Here is a 16,083-nt window from a genome sequence, read left to right as displayed (position 1 = left end):
TCGTGCGGCAGGATGGCGCCGTGGCGATCACACCGGACCGACCTGACGTCTTCGTGCTCCCTGCGATGTCGGCCGCGGTCCCCACCACCCAGGACGTCCTCTGCATCCTGCCTCCGGACGGGCGTGACGACCCCGCCGCGATCGTCGAGAGCCACCGTCGGGCCCGTGCTCAGCGATCTCGACAGGACACGGCGGGGTGCCTGGTCCCGCTGTCGGTCGGCCTGGTCACCGCTGGGCTGTGCCTGGCCGTACTCGGGGCCCTCGCTGCGTCGACGTTCCCGAGGAGTGCCCGGCTCCTCGTCGCCGTCGTGGTGTTCCTCGTCGTCTCGTCCGCCGTCGCGGTCCTCGTCGATCGACGGCGGCGCCGACAGCCACCGGTGCAGGCCCTCCCGGTGACACCGATCGACCCTCGGGTCGCCCGTCTCTCGCCCGGGGACCTGCCCGCGGCCGAGGTCATCCGCGCCTCGGCAGTCCTGCAGGCGCTCGACCGTGCGCGTGCCGACCTCCGGAAGGGCGAACACGACGCCGACCTGACGGACGCGCAACGGACGGTCTCGCCCGGCGACCGGAGCTCGTGGTTCTACCGGCCCGAGGACCTGGCCGGGCTCCGCGCCGCTGCCACGTCCGCACGCGATGACGCCGCCGAGGCCCTCCGGTCAGCCGGCATCCCGCTCGAGGCGCTCGAGGACTGACCGGGCACGCACCGCCAGGTCGGGGTGGTCGGCGAACACCCCGTCGAGTCCGGTGCGGATCACGGACGTGAACCACCGCTCCCAGTCGCCGAACGCCGCGACGTCGCCACCACGACGCAGCGGCGACGGCAGGAACCGGTTCTCCGGCCGGAGGGTCCACGTGTACACCGCGAGCCCCACGGCGTGGGCACGGTCGACGATCGCGCTGCGCACCGGCGTCGGGTCGTCGAGTGCGACGCTGTCGACGCCGGCCATCAGGGTGCCGAGGTCGACGCTGATGCCGTGGAACTCGGTCGCGAACGACGCGAGCGCGTCCTCGGAGCGCTCGGCGGCGTAGGTGGGGGCGAGCGACCCGTGGGACGCGACCTCGTCCGCGGCGCTGCCACGGGCCTCCTGGAGGTACACGAGCCGACCACCGGTCCCCCGCTCGCGCAGGTCCCGCAGCACGCCCTTCTCGAAGCTCTCCACCGTGAGCCGCTCGTCCTGCCGCCACCCGGCCTCGCCGAGCGCGGCGTCGACGAGTGCACCCATCGGGAACCCGGCGCGGTCGAAGGACGCGGCGTGCTTCACCTCGGCGACGAGCCCGACCGGGCGGGGCGCCGCGTCGAGGATCGCGAGCAGGTCGACGAGCCGCAGGATCGGTTGCGCACCGTCGTGCTCGGCGGATCCCGGACGCAGCACCGGCAGGCGCTCGCGGGTGCGGAGCGTCTGCAGCTCGGCCCACGTGAAGTCCTCGGTGAACCAGCCGGTGAGAGTCTGGCCGTCGACGGTCTTCGTCGTGCGCAGGTGCCGGAACTCGGGGTGGTCGGCGACGTCCGTGGTGCCCGAGACCTCGTTCTCGTGCCGGAGCACCAGCACGCCGTCCTTCGTGGGCACCAGGTCCGGTTCGATCGCGTCGGCGCCGAGTTCGATCGCGAGCTCGTACGCGCTCCGCGAGTGCTCGGGGCGGTAGCCGGACGCACCGCGGTGGGCGATCACGAGGGTCATGGCGCGACCCTACTTGCCGTGGGTGACCAGCGGGGCACCTGTGTCGCGGGACACACCCGACGCTCCGAGGCCCGTCGTTCCCAGCGATGACGCCGACCATCGCCGCATGACCGTCCGTTCGCTCTCCACCGCCGTCGAGGCCCGGATCGACCGGGCCGCACGCCGTCTGCTCGACGCCGGGCACCAACCGCACCGGCCCGTCCGGGTGTTCGTCACCGAGTTCCTGGTGTTCGGCGCGAAGCAGGCCTGGGCGTGCGCGTTCGGGGCGCTGCTACTCGCGACCATGGCCGTGGTGCACCTGACCGTGCCGGCGGCGATGCGGAACGACGTCCTGACGATCGCGGCCGTGCTGCTGCAGGTCGGGATGCTCGTGTTCGGGCTCGAGACCGTGCGGGAGCTCCGGGTCGTCCTGCTGTTCCACGTCGTCGGCACGGTGATGGAGGTGTTCAAGACCCACATGGGCTCGTGGACCTACGAGCCGGGTGGGCTGTTCGTCGTCGCCGGGGTGCCGCTGTTCTCGGGGTTCATGTACGGCGCCGTCGGGTCGTACATGGTGCGGGTCTACCGGCTGTTCGACCTGCGGTTCGACCGGTACCCGCGGCAGTGGCTGCTGGCGGTCGTGGCGGGCGGGATCTACCTGAACTTCTTCGGCCACCACTTCGTCGCCGACGCCCGGTACGTGCTGCTCGCGCTCGTGCTGCTGCTCTTCGCCCGCACGACCATGCACGTGCGGATCCACCGGGCGACGCTGCGGATGCCCGTCCTCGTGGCGATGGCCCTCGTCGCGGTGTTCATCTGGGCGGCGGAGAACGTCGCGACCTGGGCCGGGGCGTGGAGCTACCCGGCGCAGCTCGCGGTGTGGCAGCCGGTGGCACCGACGAAGATCGTGGCGTGGTTCCTGCTCATGACGATCTCGGTCGCGCTCGTCACCTGGCTCTACCCGGCGCTGCCGTCGGGACGGGCGCGCTCGACGGGCTTGACGGGCTCGGCTGGCTCGACGGCGGACTCTCGACGTCCTCGGGGCGCGCGTGCAGCGGGCGACCCTAGGCTTCCCTCGACGGAGCCCGCTGGGCCCGCGTCCGCTCGCCGCGAATCCTCAGCCTTCCGCGACCGAGCGCCCCTAGGCTGAGAGGACTCGAATCTCCTAGGAAGAGGACACCATGGCCTTCAAGCCCGGTTTCGACCAGTCCCCCGCCTTCAACGCCCAGGGGGCAAACACCTGGGGCGGGCGCGGTGCTGGTCAGCAGCAGGCCGGCTGGGGACAGACCCCGCAGCAGGCCCAGGGCGGCATGACCCCCGAGCAGCTGCAGTACATGTACGACCGTCCGACTGCGTCCCCGGTGGACACCGACCGCATGTCGTACGAAGACACCATCGTCAAGACGCTGCTCGCGTTCGGCGTGCTCGTCGTCGGCGCGGTGGCCGGTTGGAACCTGCCGCCGGTCGTCTGGGTCGTCGGCGCGCTCGTCGGGTTCGTCCTGGCGCTCGTCAACACCTTCAAGAAGAAGCCGTCGCCGGGTCTGATCCTGACGTACGCGTTCTTCGAGGGGCTGTTCGTCGGTGGTATCTCGAACTACTTCCAGACCGCGTTCCCCGAAGCCGACGGCATCGTCGCGCAGGCCGTGTTCGGCACCCTGGGTGTGTTCTTCGTCACCCTGCTCCTGTTCCGCTCGGGCAAGGTCCGCGCGACTCCGAAGGCCACGCGCTTCTTCCTGATCGCGATGGTCGGGTACATGGCGTTCTCCCTGGTGAACCTGGTCCTGATGTGGACCGGCGTGACGCAGAGCGCGTTCGGCCTGATGGGCGTGACGCTCTTCGGGATCCCGCTCGGCGTCCTGATCGGCGTGTTCGTCGTGCTGATGGCCGCGTACTCGCTGATCCTCGACTTCGACCAGATCAAGACGGGTGTCGAGCGCGGGGCACCCCGCATCTACGCCTGGACCGCGGCGTTCGGTCTGATCGTGACGCTCGTCTGGCTGTACCTCGAGATCCTGCGCATCCTCGCCATCATCGCGAGCAGCTCGCGCAACTAGTACCACCACACACACGAAGGGCCCCGGCGCTGCCGGGGCCCTTCGTCGTTCCCGGGCCGGTGGAAGCGAGAGCCGCGGTCCCAGCGGTCACAACACCCCGCCGGTCGCCCGCCGAGTGGTCACGAAGTGTCGCCCGGGCCGGGGCCAGCCGACAGTTCGTGACCCCTCGGCACCGGGCCCGCGGGGTGTCGTGACCACTCGACGGCCCCGGCAGCGCCCACGCCCCCGACTCCAGCCGCCCGAGGTCGCACAACACGCCGCACGCGCAGCGCCCGGGTCGCGCGAACTGCCGTCACACGTCCCGGCCGACGGCAGTTCGTGCGACTCCGGCACCGACCCCGGCACCGACTCGCGCGCCGCCACCGGACGCACGAAGGCCCGGCACGCGTGACGCGTACCGGGCCTTCGTGGCTCAGGGGAGCCCTACTCCCACTCGATCGTCCCCGGCGGCTTCGACGTGACGTCGAGCACGACCCGGTTGACGTCGGGCACCTCGTTCGTGATGCGGTTCGAGATCTTCGCGAGGGTGTCGTACGGCAGACGCGTCCAGTCGGCGGTCATGGCGTCCTCGGACGAGACCGGACGGAGCACGATCGGGTGCCCGTAGGTCCGGCCGTCGCCCTGCACGCCCACGGAGCGGACGTCGGCGAGCAGCACGACCGGGCACTGCCAGATCTCCTGGTCGAGACCGGCCGCGGTGAGCTCTTCGCGGGCGATCTTGTCGGCCGCGCGGAGCAGTTCGAGCCGCTCCTTCGTGACCTCGCCGACGATGCGGATGCCCAGGCCAGGGCCGGGGAACGGCTGGCGACCGACGATGACCTCGGGCAGCCCGAGCTCGCGACCGACCGCACGGACCTCGTCCTTGAACAGGGTGCGCAGCGGCTCGACGAGCTCGAACGTCATGTCCTCGGGCAGGCCGCCGACGTTGTGGTGCGACTTGATGTTGGCGGTGCCTGCTCCTCCGCCGGACTCGACGACGTCGGGGTAGAGCGTGCCCTGCACGAGGAACTTGACCTCGGCATCGGAGTCGGAAGCCTTGGCCTCGAGCACGAGTGCCTCGGCCGCGCCCTCGAACGTGCGGATGAACTCGCGCCCGATGATCTTGCGCTTCTGCTCGGGGTCGCTCACGCCGGCGAGGGCGTCGAGGAACTGCTGCTCGGCGTCGATCGTGATGAGCCGGACACCGGTGGAGGCGACGTAGTCCTCTTCCACCTGCTTGCGCTCGTCGGCACGCAGGAGCCCGTGGTCGACGAAGACGCAGGTGAGCTGGTCGCCGACGGCCTTGTGCACCAGGGCTGCGGCGACGGCGGAGTCGACACCACCGGAGAGCCCGGCGATGACCCGTGCGGAGCCGACCTGCTCGCGGATGCGGGCGACCTGCTCCTCGATGACGTTGCTGGAGTTCCAGTCGCCGGGCAGGCCCGCGGCACGGTGCAGGAAGTTCTCGAGCACGGCCTGGCCGTACACGGAGTGCTTGACCTCGGGGTGCCACTGCACGCCGTAGAGCTTGCGCTCGTCGGACGCGAACGCCGCGACGGGCGTCGATGCGCTCGAGGCGAGCACCTCGAACCCGGCCGGTGCCTTGGCCACGGAGTCGCCGTGCGACATCCACGTCACCTGGTCCGCTGGCTGGTCGCCGAGCAGGGTGCTGGTGCCGGGGGCGAGCGTCACGTCGGTGGCGCCGTACTCGCGCAGACCGGTGTTCGCGACCTCGCCACCGAGGGCGGTCGCCATGGCCTGGAAGCCGTAGCAGATGCCGAGCACGGGGACGCCGAGGTCGAGGATGTCACCGTCGAGGGACGGCGCGCCTTCTTCGTACACGGACGACGGACCACCGGACAGCACGATGGCCGCCGGGTCCTTGGCGCGGACCTCGTCCGCGGTGATGGAGTGCGGCACGATCTCGCTGTAGACGTTCGCTTCACGGACCCGACGCGCGATGAGCTGCGCGTACTGGGCCCCGAAGTCGACGACGAGGACGGGACGCTGTTCGGTCTCGCTCACCGAGCGGCCTCCTTCTCACGCTGCTGGGCAGCGATCAGCTCGTGGTAGGTGTCCATGGCCCGCTGCTGCATGCGGTGTTCGACCACGAAGGACATGAACGGGATGATGCCCCCGAGGGCGATGAGCAGGAAGCGCGACGGCCTCCAGCGCATGATGCTCCACAGACGGAAGTCCGTGAAGAGGTAGAGCACGTACAGCCAGCCGTGGGCGATGAGGATCGCGATCGACAGGTTGAACGTGCCCGGGGTCTCGCCCGCCGTGCCGTTGGGCACGAAGAACGGACCGTTGCCGAGCTGCATCTCGAGCTGCAGCGGCGTGTACTTGATGATGACCTCGACCACCAGGGCGAGCAGCAGCACACCGGTGATGTACGCCGAGACGCGGTACCACTTCACCGCCCCCGGGATCTTGGGGATGTCACGGGTTCGGACGGTCAGGGCCATGCCGGCAATCCTACCGTCGGAGCGCGTCGGCTTCGGTGGCGAGGGCTGCCTCGCGCTCCTCTTCCTGCTCGCGCTCCCAGGCGTCCTTCACGAACCGGTACCAGAGGAACACGGCGAAGCCGGCGAAGACGACCCACTCGATCGCGTAGAACAGGTTGAGCCAGTCGAACTGGACCTCGCGCGACGGTGCACGGTCGGCGATGGTGCCGAGGTCGGCGGCCTTCGCGGTGGTGCCGTCGGCGACCACGTACCCGAGGTACATGCGGTCGTCGAAGGCCTGCCAGGTGTTCACGAACCGGGCGGGGGCGACTGCGGAGTACTCGCCCTTCTTGTAGGCGTCCTGGTCGGGCGACTCCGCCGGGTAGTAGCGACCCTGGATCGTGAGCGTCTGGCCGTCCGCCAGGCGCTCGCCCCCGGCGACGGCGGCCGAGCGCTGGTCGGACCACCCGATGACGACCGGGAGGCTCGCCCCACCGTCCGAGTCCACCAGGTGTCCGACGGTCTGGTACTTCCCACCCCCGGTGCGGCCGGTCAGGACGGTGGTGTCGTCGGCGACGAAGGTGCCGGTGACGGTGACCTTCTGCCCGGCGAGACTCTCGCTGACGGGGCGCTCGGGGGTGGTGACCGCCTCGAGCGTGCGGCGGGTCTCGGTGGTCGCCGGCAGGGGCTTGCCGTTGGCGATCGACCGCTCCAGCTGCCACTTGCCCAGCCCGGCGAACACCGCCGCCAGCACGAGCGCCAGCAACAGCAGCGCGATCCACCTCGGTCGTCGGGCAACGGCCCACATCTGTATCAGTACTCCGGATCGCGCTGTCGGACCGGGCGCTCGGGGCGCTCGGCGGGGATCTCGACCGGCGACGTCACGGGGGCGGACGTCGGGTCGGACCCCTCATTGTCTCGCTCGTCCCTGCCAGCCGCCTCGACGAGCGCGAACTCCTCGGCGAACTGGCGGTCCCGCTCGGCCTTCCGCGCCGCGGCGGTGGCGTCCGCCTCGGCCTCGGCCGCTTCGGCGCTCTCGGCAGCGGCTGCCGCGGCGACGGCGCGTCGGCCGCCCAGGCGTCCGCGCAGGCGGATGAGCCGGCCCGGGCGCACCACGAGGCGGCCGATCCGGTCCGAGTTCACCGCGAGCAGCGGCCCGAGGACGGCCATGCAGAGGACGTAGAGGCCCGCGAAGGCGGTGATCCGCGCCTCCAGCCCGGCGGCAGCCGACAGCGTCGCGAGGATCAGCGCGAACTCGCCACGGTTCACCAGGATGACGGCGGTGTTGATGCCCTGCTGGACGTTGAAGCCGTTCATCCGCGCGACGATCTGGCCGGCGACCGCGTTGAGCACGACCGTCATGCCGATGGCGCCGAGGACGGGCCAGAGCACCTCGCCGAAGGTCGACAGGTCGAGGCCGAGCCCGAAGTTGACGAAGAAGAACGCGGCGAAGACGTCGCGCATCGGCAGGGCGAGCTGTTCGATGCGGTCGCGGTACCGGGTCGCTCCGCAGAGCAGGCCGATGACGAAGGCACCGATGGCGTCGGTCACGCCGAGCAGGTCGCCGATGCCACCGAACATGACCGCGAGTCCGAAGAACAGCACCGTGAACAGCTCGTCGTCACGGGTGGCGAAGATCTTCGAGACCCACTTGCCCGCGAAGCGCGCGAGCGTGAACATCACGATGAGGAACCCGAACGCGAGTGCGAGCTTGCCGACGACGGCCCAGACGTTGGTGTCGCCGGACAGCACGACCGAGACGATCGCCAGGTAGACGGCGATGAAGACGTCCTCGATCACGGTGACACCGAGGATCATCGGGGTCTCGTCGTTCGCCAGGCGCCGGAGCTCGATGAGGAGCTTCGTCACGATGGCGCTCGAGGACGTCGCCGTCATGCCCGCGATGATCAGGGCTTCTCGGGTGCCCCAGCCGAGCGAGAACCCGAAGGCGAACCCGACGCCCATGTTGATGACGACGTAGGTGCCGCCCGACACCAGGAGCTTGCCGGCGTTGCCGTAGAACTCCTCTTGGTCGAACTCGAGCCCGAGGTTGAACAGCAGCAGGATGAGCCCGAACGTCGCGATCAGCTCGATCGTGTGGGACTCGACGCTCAGCCCGAACCACGGGGTGTTCGGACTCGCGACGAGTCCGACCACCATGTAGATCGGGATGGCCGGCAGACCGATGGTCTTGCCGAGCCGGCCCAGGACGTAGGCGATGACGAAGAGCACACCGATGGTGAGCAGCTCACCACCCAGGTGCATGCGCTAGCTCTTCCGCGGGGCCTCGGCCGAGGCGGCCGCAAGCTCTCCGCTGCGGTAGAAGGAGAACGCCTTGGCGACCTTCTCGGGGGATCCGGCGACGACGATCGTGTCTCCGGGGAAGACGACGAAGTCCGACGAGGGCGCCGGGTTGGCGCTGTCGCCACGGACCACGGCGACGACGGTCAGGCCGATGAAGCCCGAGTCGTGCAGGTCGCCGAGTGGCTTGCCCGCGATGGCGTCGTCGTAGTCGACGGAGAACCAGTCGATGGACAATCCAGGGATCTCGTCGAGCTTGTCGAGGCCCTCGGTGATCCGGGTGCCGCCGAGCAGTTCGGCGAGCGTGTGCGCTTCGTCCTCGCTGAGACGAAGCGAGACCTTCTCGGACTTGTCCGCGCCGTCGGAGACGTCGGCGAACGAGATGAGGTCGGAGTGCCCCGACCGGTGCGTGATGACACCGCACTTGCCACCGTCGTCGGTGTAGAAGCTGTGCAGCACGCCGACTCCGGGGAGTTTGACGCGATGGACGTCGACCATGATGGCTCCCTCTTCGAGTACCCCCATGCTAACCACCCGGTGGTCCCGCGCATTCCTCCCGCTACTGTTCTGTGGATGGGGAGAACACGGATCGTCGTGGCCGTCGTCGGGGTGCTGGTCGTGACGCTGTACGCATCACTGCTGGCGGTGAACGCACTGGTGTTGGACCCGCTCGCCGCGGTCCCCGGTGCGACCCTGGCGGAGATCCACGCCGAGCTCTCGGAGCAGGGCTTCGCGGTCGGAGCGGACATCGCGACCGTCATCGGGATCGCCGTCGTCGGTGTCCTGTTCGCCGCGGGGCTGTCGGTCCTGCTGCTCATCACCCGGGCGAGGGCGCACGTCATCGCGGCAGTGCTGCTCGCCGTCGTCGTGATGGGGACGCCGATGTCGTTCGTGGCGGCGATCGCCCTCGGCATGGACGTCGCGGACGCCTACGGGGTCGGCGGCGGTGCCCACACGATCTGGTCGGGCGTGCTGTACGTGACGAGCCTCGTCGCGCTGATCGGGATCCCGGTGGTGCTCGTGGTCGGCCAGGCGGCGCACGTGCGCCGCGCCGCCCTGCGGGCGCACGCCGCCTGACGGACGCACCACGGGCCTCCAGTCCGGTCCTCCGTCCTTCCGGTCTGGAGGCACGGGTGGACTCCGCAAGACGCCGTCGTCTTGTCGAGACGCCTCGTCGACACCGAGACGCCGCCGGATCGGGCGGCGTCTCGACGACCAGACGGCGTCAACACGACACGACGGCGCCTTGTTCAACCCGCAGACGCCGGCGTCTCGGCGACACGACGGCGTCTGCTGGCCTCGCTACTCCGGCTCGCTCGTCTTCTCCCCCACCACCTGCTCGTCGGACGCCTTCGCGCCCTCGGCACCGTCCGAGCGACCGCCGCCCACGACCACGTCGTCCTCGTCGAAGCCGAACGCGATGTCCGGGGCCTCGAGCCGTGCGCGGTCCGCGCTCTCGTCGTCGGGCTGCAGCTGCGACTCCCGCTCGGCGGCGACGCGCTTCAGGTAGTTCGCGACCTCGTGCTCGGTCGTCTCCTGGTCCCAGCCGAGCACGTCCGCCATGAGCTTCGCGGCGACGGGCGCTGCTGACTCGCCGCGGTCCCAGGCCTCGATGGAGATGCGGGTTCGGCGGGCGAGGACGTCCTCCAGGTGCAGGGCGCCCTCGTGCGAGGCGGCGTAGACGACCTCGGCGCCGATGTAGTCATCGGCCCCCGGCAGCGGCTCGGCGAGTGCCGGGTCCTGCTCGACGAGCTGCAGCACCTCGGTCGCGAGGGTGCCGTAGCGGTTGAGCAGGTGCTCGATGCGGACCTTGTGCACGTTGAAGCTCCGTGCGGTGCGGGCGCGTCGGTTCCACGCGGCGGGGTAGCCCTCGGCACCGAGGAGCGGAATGTCCTCGGTCGTCGACTCGGGGATCCTGCCGTCCATGGCTGCGACGGCCTCGTCGATGGCGTCCTTGCCCATCACGCGGTACGTCGTCCACTTGCCGCCGGCGACCACGACGAGCCCGGGCACGGTGTGCGCGACGACGTGCTCGCGGCTGAGCTGCGAGGTCTGGTCGGACTCCCCCGCCAGCAGCGGGCGGAGGCCGGCGTAGACGCCCTCGACGTCCTCGCGGGTGAGCGGGACGGCGAGCACCTTGTTGACGTGCTCGAGGATGTAGTCGATGTCCGCCGCGGTCGCTGCCGGGTGCGCCTTGTCGAGGTACCAGTCGGTGTCGGTCGTGCCGACGAGCCAGTGCCGGCCCCACGGGATGACGAAGAGCACGCTCTTCTCGGTGCGCAGGATCAAGCCCGTGTTCGACTGGAACCGGTCACGGGGGATGACGAGGTGGACGCCCTTCGACGCCCGCACCTTGAACTGACCGCGGGTGCCGATCATCGCCTGGGTGTCGTCGGTCCAGACACCGGTGGCGTTGACGACCTGCTTCGCGCGGATCTCGAACCGCTCGCCGGTCTGGATATCGTGGGCCTGCGCGCCGACCACGCGCTCCCCGACCTTGATGAACCCCTCGATGCGGACGCGACTCGCTGCCTCGGCGCCGTACGAGGCCGCGGTGCGCACGAGCGACGCGACGTAGCGCGCGTCGTCGACCTGGGCGTCGTAGTAGGTCATGCCGCCGACGAAGGCGTCCTTCTTGAGCCCGGGCATGTTCCTGAGCACCTGCTTCCGGCTGAGGTGCCGGTGGTGCGGGACGCCGGGCGGACGGCCGCCGGACCAGCTGAACACGTCGTACATCGCCATGCCGATCCCGATGTAGAAGCGCTCCCAGACCCGGTGGTTGAGCGGGTAGAGGAAGCGCACGGGCTTCACCAGGTGCGGGGCGATGCGCTGGAGCAGCAGGCCGCGCTCGATGAGGGCCTCGCGGACGAGTGCGAAGTTGAGCTGCTCGAGGTAGCGGATGCCGCCGTGCACGAGCTTCGACGAACGGCTCGACGTCCCCGAGCCCCAGTCGCGGGCCTCGACGATGCCGACGCTCAGACCGCGGGTCACGGCGTCGAGCGCGCTGCCCGCACCGACGATGCCGCCGCCGACGACCAGGACGTCGAGCTCCTTGGTCTTCAGCGTCTCGATCGCGGCCGCACGTTCGTCCGGCCCGAGCTTCGCCGCGGGGTCGAACCCCACGCCGGGCGCGACGTCACGCGGACGTCCGGCCGTGCTGGTCTGCTTCGTCGTGCTGGACTTGGCCATCGTCGCCTCCGGGTCACGGTCGGCGCCGTGGCGTCACCCGGGTTCGTGCCCGGGTGCCACCGTCACTGGTGGTACGGCGCCACGACCACTTCTACTCGCTGGAACTCCTTGGCGTCGGAGTATCCCGTCGTCGCCATCGAGCGGCGGAGGGCACCGACCAGGTTCGCGCGGCCGTCGTGGGTCGGCGTCGGACCGTTCAGGACGTTCTCGAGCGGGGCGATCGTGCCCACCTCGACCCGGCGGCCGCGGGGCAGCTCGGGGTGGTGCGCCTCGGCACCCCAGTGGTAGCCGCCACCCGGGGCCTCGGTCGCGCGGGCGAGCGCGGTGCCGAGCATGACGGCGTCGGCGCCAACGGCGATGGCCTTGACGATGTCGCCCGCGGTGTCGAGCCCGCCGTCGGCGATGACGTGCACGTACCGGCCGCCCGACTCGTCGAGGTAGTCACGACGGGCACCGGCGACGTCCGCGACGGCGGTCGCCATCGGGGCGTGGATGCCGAGCGCGGCACGGGTGGTCGACGCTGCGCCGCCACCGAAGCCGACGAGCACACCGGCGGCACCGGTGCGCATGAGGTGCAGCGCCGACGTGTACGTCGAGGCACCGCCCACGATCACCGGGACGTCGAGCTCGTAGATGAACTTCTTGAGGTTGAGGGGTTCCTCGGTCTGGGAGACGTGCTCGGCGGAGACCGTGGTGCCGCGGATGACGAACAGGTCGACACCGGCGTCGACGACCGTCTTCGAGAACTCCTGGGTGCGCTGCGGGCTGAGCGAACCGGCGACCGGCACCCCGGCTGCGCGGATCTCGGCCAGGCGTGCGGTGATCAGCTCGGCCTTGATCGGCTCGGAGTAGATCTCCTGCATGCGCTTCGTGACGTTGCCGTCGGTGAGCGACTTGATCTCGTCGTAGTACGGGGTCGGGTCCTCGTAGCGGGTCCACAGACCTTCGAGGTCGAGCACACCGAGGATGCCGAGCTTGCCCATCTGGATGACCGTCGCCGGCGAGGACACGGAGTCCATCGGCGCCGACAGGATCGGCGACGCGAACGTGAACGCGTCGATCGACCACTGCACGCTGACGTCGCGCGGGTCACGCGTCCGCCTGGAGGGGACCACCGCGATGTCGTCGAACGCGTACGCCCGACGTCCGCGCTTGCCTGCACCGATCTCGACTTCGCTCACCCGGACAGCCTACCGGGCGGGCTCTGCGGCGTGCACGGGCCGGACGGTGCGGGCGGAGACGTCACGGCGGAGCCGTCAGCGCGGACGCCGCGGGGCCCGTCGGCGCTTCCGGAGCGCCCGCAGCACGAAGCCGAGCAGGAGCGCGAGCACCACGAGGACGACGAGCAGCACGGCCGCGACCTTGACGAGCAGCGCCGCCCCGACGAAGAGCGCGATGAACACGAGCCAGACGAGGGCGTCGAGCACGAGGGGTCCGGAGGTGCGCACCCGCGGAACGATACCGACCCGCGCGGGGCGAGCCGCGCCTCCTGGCCGGGTGCGACGGGCGACGCCGTCGTCAACGGAAGACGCCGTCGTCAGCGCAGGACACCGCCACGCCGTCGAGACGCCGCCGAATTCCGAGGCGTCTCGACGGGACCGCGGCGTCGACGGAACACGACGGCGTCATGCGACCACAGCCATGCAACCAGGGGCGAGCCGCGCCTCCTGGCCGGGTACAGGAGCGGGGCCGTGCGGCGCGAAGCGACCACGCACGGCCCCACCCGTCACGGATACCACCCCCACAGCGGTACCCGTAGCCGACGACAGCGCTAGCGCTGTGCGTCGACGTCCTTGGCGAGCGTCCCCAGGTAGAGCTCGATGACCTTAGGGTCGTCAGCGAGTTCCTTCCCGGTGCCCGAGTACGCGTTCTTCCCCTGGTCGAGCACGTACCCACGATCGCAGATCTGCAGACAGCGTCGCGCGTTCTGCTCCACCATGATGATCGACACACCGGCCTTGTTGATCCGGCGGGTCCGCAGGAACGTCTCGTCCTGACGCACGGGGGACAGTCCGGCGCTCGGCTCGTCGAGCAGCAGCACCTTCGGGTCCATCATCAGCGCACGGGCCATCGCGACGGACTGCCGCTCACCACCCGAGAGCGATCCGGCCCGCTGGTTGCGCCGCTGCGCGAGGACCGGGAACAGGTCGTAGATGACCTCGAGCCGCTCGGCGAACTTCCGGGGCCGCAGGTACAGCCCCATCTGCAGGTTCTCCTCGATGGACAGCGAGGGGAACACGTTGTTCGTCTGCGGCACGAAGCCGACACCGGCCTGCACGAGCTTGTTCGCCTTGAGGTTCGTGATGTCGTCACCCTGCAGGGTCACCGAACCCTCGCGGATGGACACGAGCCCGAACAGCGCCTTCAGGAGCGTCGACTTGCCCGCACCGTTCGGCCCGATGATGCCGATGAGCTCGCCCGGGTAGCAGTCCAGGTCGCAGCCGTTCAGGATGTTCACGCCCGGCAGGTAGCCCGCGACGAGGTTCTTCGCGCTGAGCACCGGCTCGCGTTCCAGCGTGGCCGCCGGGGACGGACTGGAGGCACTGCTCGCGTTCGTGGGGTCCGTTGCGTCCGTCATCGGGTCGTCTCCTCTGCTGCGTCCTCTTCGGCGACTTCCTCCGCCAGTTCCTCGAAGGTCTCCTCGGTGAGGAGCGAGTCGTCACCCAGGTCGGTGTCGTGGTGCGCACCGAGGTAGGCGTCGATCACGGCCTGGTCGTCCATCACCGTGTCCGCCGGGCCCTCGGCCACGACCTTGCCCTCGGCCATCACGACCACCCAGTCCGAGATGTGCCGGACCATGTGCATGTCGTGCTCGACGAAGAGCACGGTCATGCCGTCGTCGCGCAGGGACTGGATGTGCCCGAGGAGCGACTGGGTGAGCGCGGGGTTCACACCGGCCATCGGCTCGTCGAGCATGATCATCGTCGGGTCGGACATCAGCGCCCGGGCCATCTCGAGCAGCTTCCGCTGCCCGCCGGACAACGAACCGGCGTAGTCGTCGGCCTTGGTGTCGAGCTTGAACCGGGCGAGCAGGTCCTCGGCCTTGGCCGTGATCTCGCGCTCGCGCTTCGCCCACACCGGCTTGACCAGGGCGGCGAAGAAGTTCTCGCCGGGCTGGTCGCGGGCGCCGAGGAGCATGTTCTGCATCACGGTGAGCCGGGACAGCGCCTTGGTCAGCTGGAAGGTGCGGACCATGCCCTTGTTCGCGATGTGCGTCGCGCTCGTCTTCTGCAGCGTGGCGCCGTTGAACTGCGTCTTCGCTCCGGGGCTCGGCTTGTCGAACCCGGTGAGCAGGTTGAAGAACGTGGTCTTGCCCGCGCCATTCGGGCCGATGAGGGCCGTGATGGAGCCGCGCTGGACCTCGAGGTGGTCGACGTCCACGGCGGTCATGCCCCCGAAGCGGCGGGTGACGTCGTCGACGGTGAGGATCGGGTCGGCCTTGGGGTGGCCGTAGGTCTCAGACACTGAACGTCAGCTCCTTCTTGTTGCCGAGCAACCCCTGTGGACGGAACACGATGAGCAGCATGAGTGCGACGCCGACGAGCACGTACGAGAACTGCTCGGCCTGCTGCGCGTTCATGATCGAGTCGGGGATGAAGTCGCCGGCCAGCGTGCGGATGAAGAGCCGGACGACGAAGAAGAGCACGGCTCCGAGCACCGGTCCGAACACCGTCGCCGCACCACCGAGGATGAGCGCCGTCCAGATGAAGAACGTCATCGAGCGGCCCATGGCGTCCGGTTGCACCGAACTCGGCAGCACGTAGATGATGCCCGCGATCGCACCGAGCGCCCCACCGAACACGAGCGCCTGCATCTTGTACGAGTAGACGTTCTTGCCGAGCGAGCGGACGGCGTCCTCGTCCTCGCGGATCGCCTTCACCACGCGGCCCCACGGGCTGCGCATGAGCAGGAAGAGCACCAGGGTGAACAGGGCGACCATGGCCCACGCCGCGATGCGGATCCACCAGCCGTTGACGCCGTTGTTCGCGTACGTGAACCACAGGATCGTGGTGGTGCCGTCGGGCAGCGGGCTGAGGGCGGTGAACGGGTCGCGGTAGCTCGACCCGGTGATGCCGTTCGAGCCACCCGTGGTCGAGGTGAGCAGGCTCGAGCGGCCCACCATGCGGATGATCTCGGCGCCGGAGATCGTGACGATCGCCAGGTAGTCGCCGCGCAACCGCAGGGTCGGGATGCCGAGGATGATCGCGAACACGATCGCGACGAGCAGGGCGATGAGGACCGCCATCACGAACGGCAGTCCGTTCGTGATCGAGATCGCGAAGCCGTAGGCGCCGAGCAGCAGGAACGCCGCCTGGCCCATGTTCACGAGGCCGGTGAGCCCGAAGTGCACGTTCAGGCCGATCGCGGCCAGCGCGAACGCCGCCGTGGTCGGGGCGAGTGCCTCCTGGGTGAGCGAGGACAGCAGGTTGAGGATGTAGTCCATGCGCGTGCTCC

Annotated in this window: 16 protein-coding genes; 4 read left to right on the top strand and 12 right to left on the bottom strand. The window is 69.9% G+C overall.

The window, feature by feature from the left end; genetic code table 11:
• Positions 1-20: 20 nt before the first annotated feature.
• On the top strand, positions 21-692 hold the full coding sequence (locus tag DEJ12_RS03190) for a hypothetical protein (protein ID WP_111028995.1): 672 nt from the start codon (positions 21-23) through the stop codon (positions 690-692).
• On the opposite strand, the gene DEJ12_RS03185 is transcribed toward DEJ12_RS03190, so the two are convergent.
• A complete protein-coding gene (locus DEJ12_RS03185; RefSeq protein ID WP_111028994.1) occupies positions 657-1,679 on the bottom strand; it encodes a glycerophosphodiester phosphodiesterase family protein in 1,023 nt (340 codons plus the stop codon). The genes DEJ12_RS03190 and DEJ12_RS03185 overlap by 36 nt on opposite strands.
• Before the next feature lie 106 nt (positions 1,680-1,785).
• On the opposite strand from DEJ12_RS03185, the gene DEJ12_RS03180 reads away from it, so the two are divergent.
• Together DEJ12_RS03180 and DEJ12_RS03175 are read left to right on the top strand one after the other, a co-directional pair.
• Complete coding sequence (locus DEJ12_RS03180; RefSeq protein WP_111028993.1) at positions 1,786-2,808, top strand: DUF817 domain-containing protein; 1,023 nt, start codon at positions 1,786-1,788, stop codon at positions 2,806-2,808.
• Between the two features lie 31 nt (positions 2,809-2,839).
• A complete protein-coding gene (locus DEJ12_RS03175; protein WP_111028992.1) occupies positions 2,840-3,712 on the top strand; it encodes a Bax inhibitor-1/YccA family protein in 873 nt (290 codons plus the stop codon).
• A gap of 423 nt (positions 3,713-4,135) precedes the next feature.
• Here DEJ12_RS03175 and guaA read toward each other — a convergent pair whose 3' ends face one another.
• From guaA to DEJ12_RS03150, 5 genes are read right to left on the bottom strand one after another with little or no spacing between them, the layout of a single operon-like run.
• The gene (gene guaA, locus DEJ12_RS03170; RefSeq protein WP_111028991.1) at positions 4,136-5,716 is read right to left on the bottom strand and encodes a glutamine-hydrolyzing GMP synthase; all 1,581 of its coding nucleotides are present in this window, start codon (positions 5,714-5,716) and stop codon (positions 4,136-4,138) included.
• Positions 5,713-6,159 (bottom strand): DUF3817 domain-containing protein, encoded by a 447-nt coding sequence (locus DEJ12_RS03165; RefSeq protein ID WP_017885467.1) that lies wholly within the window; start codon positions 6,157-6,159, stop codon positions 5,713-5,715. Before DEJ12_RS03165 ends, guaA begins: the two co-directional genes overlap by 4 nt.
• Before the next feature lie 10 nt (positions 6,160-6,169).
• A complete protein-coding gene (locus DEJ12_RS03160; RefSeq protein WP_181242997.1) occupies positions 6,170-6,904 on the bottom strand; it encodes an SURF1 family cytochrome oxidase biogenesis protein in 735 nt (244 codons plus the stop codon).
• A 47-nt stretch (positions 6,905-6,951) separates the two neighbouring features.
• Positions 6,952-8,403 (bottom strand): cation:proton antiporter, encoded by a 1,452-nt coding sequence (locus DEJ12_RS03155; protein ID WP_111028990.1) that lies wholly within the window; start codon positions 8,401-8,403, stop codon positions 6,952-6,954.
• Positions 8,404-8,406: 3 nt separating this feature from the next.
• Complete coding sequence (locus DEJ12_RS03150; protein ID WP_017885470.1) at positions 8,407-8,937, bottom strand: cation:proton antiporter regulatory subunit; 531 nt, start codon at positions 8,935-8,937, stop codon at positions 8,407-8,409.
• A gap of 75 nt (positions 8,938-9,012) precedes the next feature.
• Here DEJ12_RS03150 and DEJ12_RS03145 point away from each other — a divergent pair, with 75 nt between their 5' ends.
• Entirely contained in the window at positions 9,013-9,516 is a 504-nt protein-coding gene (locus tag DEJ12_RS03145) for a hypothetical protein (RefSeq protein ID WP_146244984.1), read from the top strand.
• Positions 9,517-9,741: 225 nt separating this feature from the next.
• Here DEJ12_RS03145 and DEJ12_RS03140 read toward each other — a convergent pair whose 3' ends face one another.
• The 6 genes from DEJ12_RS03140 to DEJ12_RS03115 form a co-directional block, all read right to left on the bottom strand.
• Positions 9,742-11,628, bottom strand: coding sequence for a glycerol-3-phosphate dehydrogenase/oxidase (locus tag DEJ12_RS03140; protein ID WP_111028988.1), 1,887 nt, complete (start codon positions 11,626-11,628; stop codon positions 9,742-9,744).
• Positions 11,629-11,690: 62 nt separating this feature from the next.
• A complete protein-coding gene (locus tag DEJ12_RS03135) occupies positions 11,691-12,809 on the bottom strand; it encodes a GuaB3 family IMP dehydrogenase-related protein (RefSeq protein ID WP_027466694.1) in 1,119 nt (372 codons plus the stop codon).
• Positions 12,810-12,884: 75 nt separating this feature from the next.
• Entirely contained in the window at positions 12,885-13,076 is a 192-nt protein-coding gene (locus tag DEJ12_RS03130) for a hypothetical protein (RefSeq protein ID WP_027466695.1), read from the bottom strand.
• Positions 13,077-13,399: 323 nt separating this feature from the next.
• On the bottom strand, positions 13,400-14,206 hold the full coding sequence (locus DEJ12_RS03125; protein WP_027466696.1) for an ABC transporter ATP-binding protein: 807 nt from the start codon (positions 14,204-14,206) through the stop codon (positions 13,400-13,402).
• Positions 14,203-15,093 carry an ABC transporter ATP-binding protein gene (locus DEJ12_RS03120; RefSeq protein WP_027466697.1) on the bottom strand — a complete coding sequence of 297 codons (891 nt, stop codon included), beginning with the start codon at positions 15,091-15,093 and terminating at the stop codon, positions 14,203-14,205. Before DEJ12_RS03120 ends, DEJ12_RS03125 begins: the two co-directional genes overlap by 4 nt.
• Entirely contained in the window at positions 15,086-16,072 is a 987-nt protein-coding gene (locus DEJ12_RS03115) for a branched-chain amino acid ABC transporter permease (protein WP_027466698.1), read from the bottom strand. Before DEJ12_RS03115 ends, DEJ12_RS03120 begins: the two co-directional genes overlap by 8 nt.
• Positions 16,073-16,083: the final 11 nt, after the last annotated feature.

Source organism: Curtobacterium sp. MCLR17_059 (assembly GCF_003234665.1).
Lineage (GTDB): Bacteria > Actinomycetota > Actinomycetes > Actinomycetales > Microbacteriaceae > Curtobacterium > Curtobacterium flaccumfaciens.
Note: the sequence above shows the minus strand (reverse complement) of the source record. Positions and strands in the feature narration are given on the sequence as shown.

Excerpts from the sequence above, each read along its gene's own strand:
- DEJ12_RS03115 (WP_027466698.1), bottom strand. The coding sequence starts at position 16,072 with ATGGACTACATCCTCAACCTGCTGTCCTCGCTCACCCAGGAGGCACTC.
- DEJ12_RS03175 (WP_111028992.1), top strand. The coding sequence starts at position 2,840 with ATGGCCTTCAAGCCCGGTTTCGACCAGTCCCCCGCCTTCAACGCCCAG.
- DEJ12_RS03155 (WP_111028990.1), bottom strand. The coding sequence starts at position 8,403 with ATGCACCTGGGTGGTGAGCTGCTCACCATCGGTGTGCTCTTCGTCATC.
- DEJ12_RS03180 (WP_111028993.1), top strand. The coding sequence starts at position 1,786 with ATGACCGTCCGTTCGCTCTCCACCGCCGTCGAGGCCCGGATCGACCGG.
- DEJ12_RS03140 (WP_111028988.1), bottom strand. The coding sequence starts at position 11,628 with ATGGCCAAGTCCAGCACGACGAAGCAGACCAGCACGGCCGGACGTCCG.
- DEJ12_RS03145 (WP_146244984.1), top strand. The coding sequence starts at position 9,013 with ATGGGGAGAACACGGATCGTCGTGGCCGTCGTCGGGGTGCTGGTCGTG.
- DEJ12_RS03165 (WP_017885467.1), bottom strand. The coding sequence starts at position 6,159 with ATGGCCCTGACCGTCCGAACCCGTGACATCCCCAAGATCCCGGGGGCG.
- DEJ12_RS03185 (WP_111028994.1), bottom strand. The coding sequence starts at position 1,679 with ATGACCCTCGTGATCGCCCACCGCGGTGCGTCCGGCTACCGCCCCGAG.
- DEJ12_RS03150 (WP_017885470.1), bottom strand. The coding sequence starts at position 8,937 with ATGGTCGACGTCCATCGCGTCAAACTCCCCGGAGTCGGCGTGCTGCAC.
- DEJ12_RS03125 (WP_027466696.1), bottom strand. The coding sequence starts at position 14,206 with ATGACGGACGCAACGGACCCCACGAACGCGAGCAGTGCCTCCAGTCCG.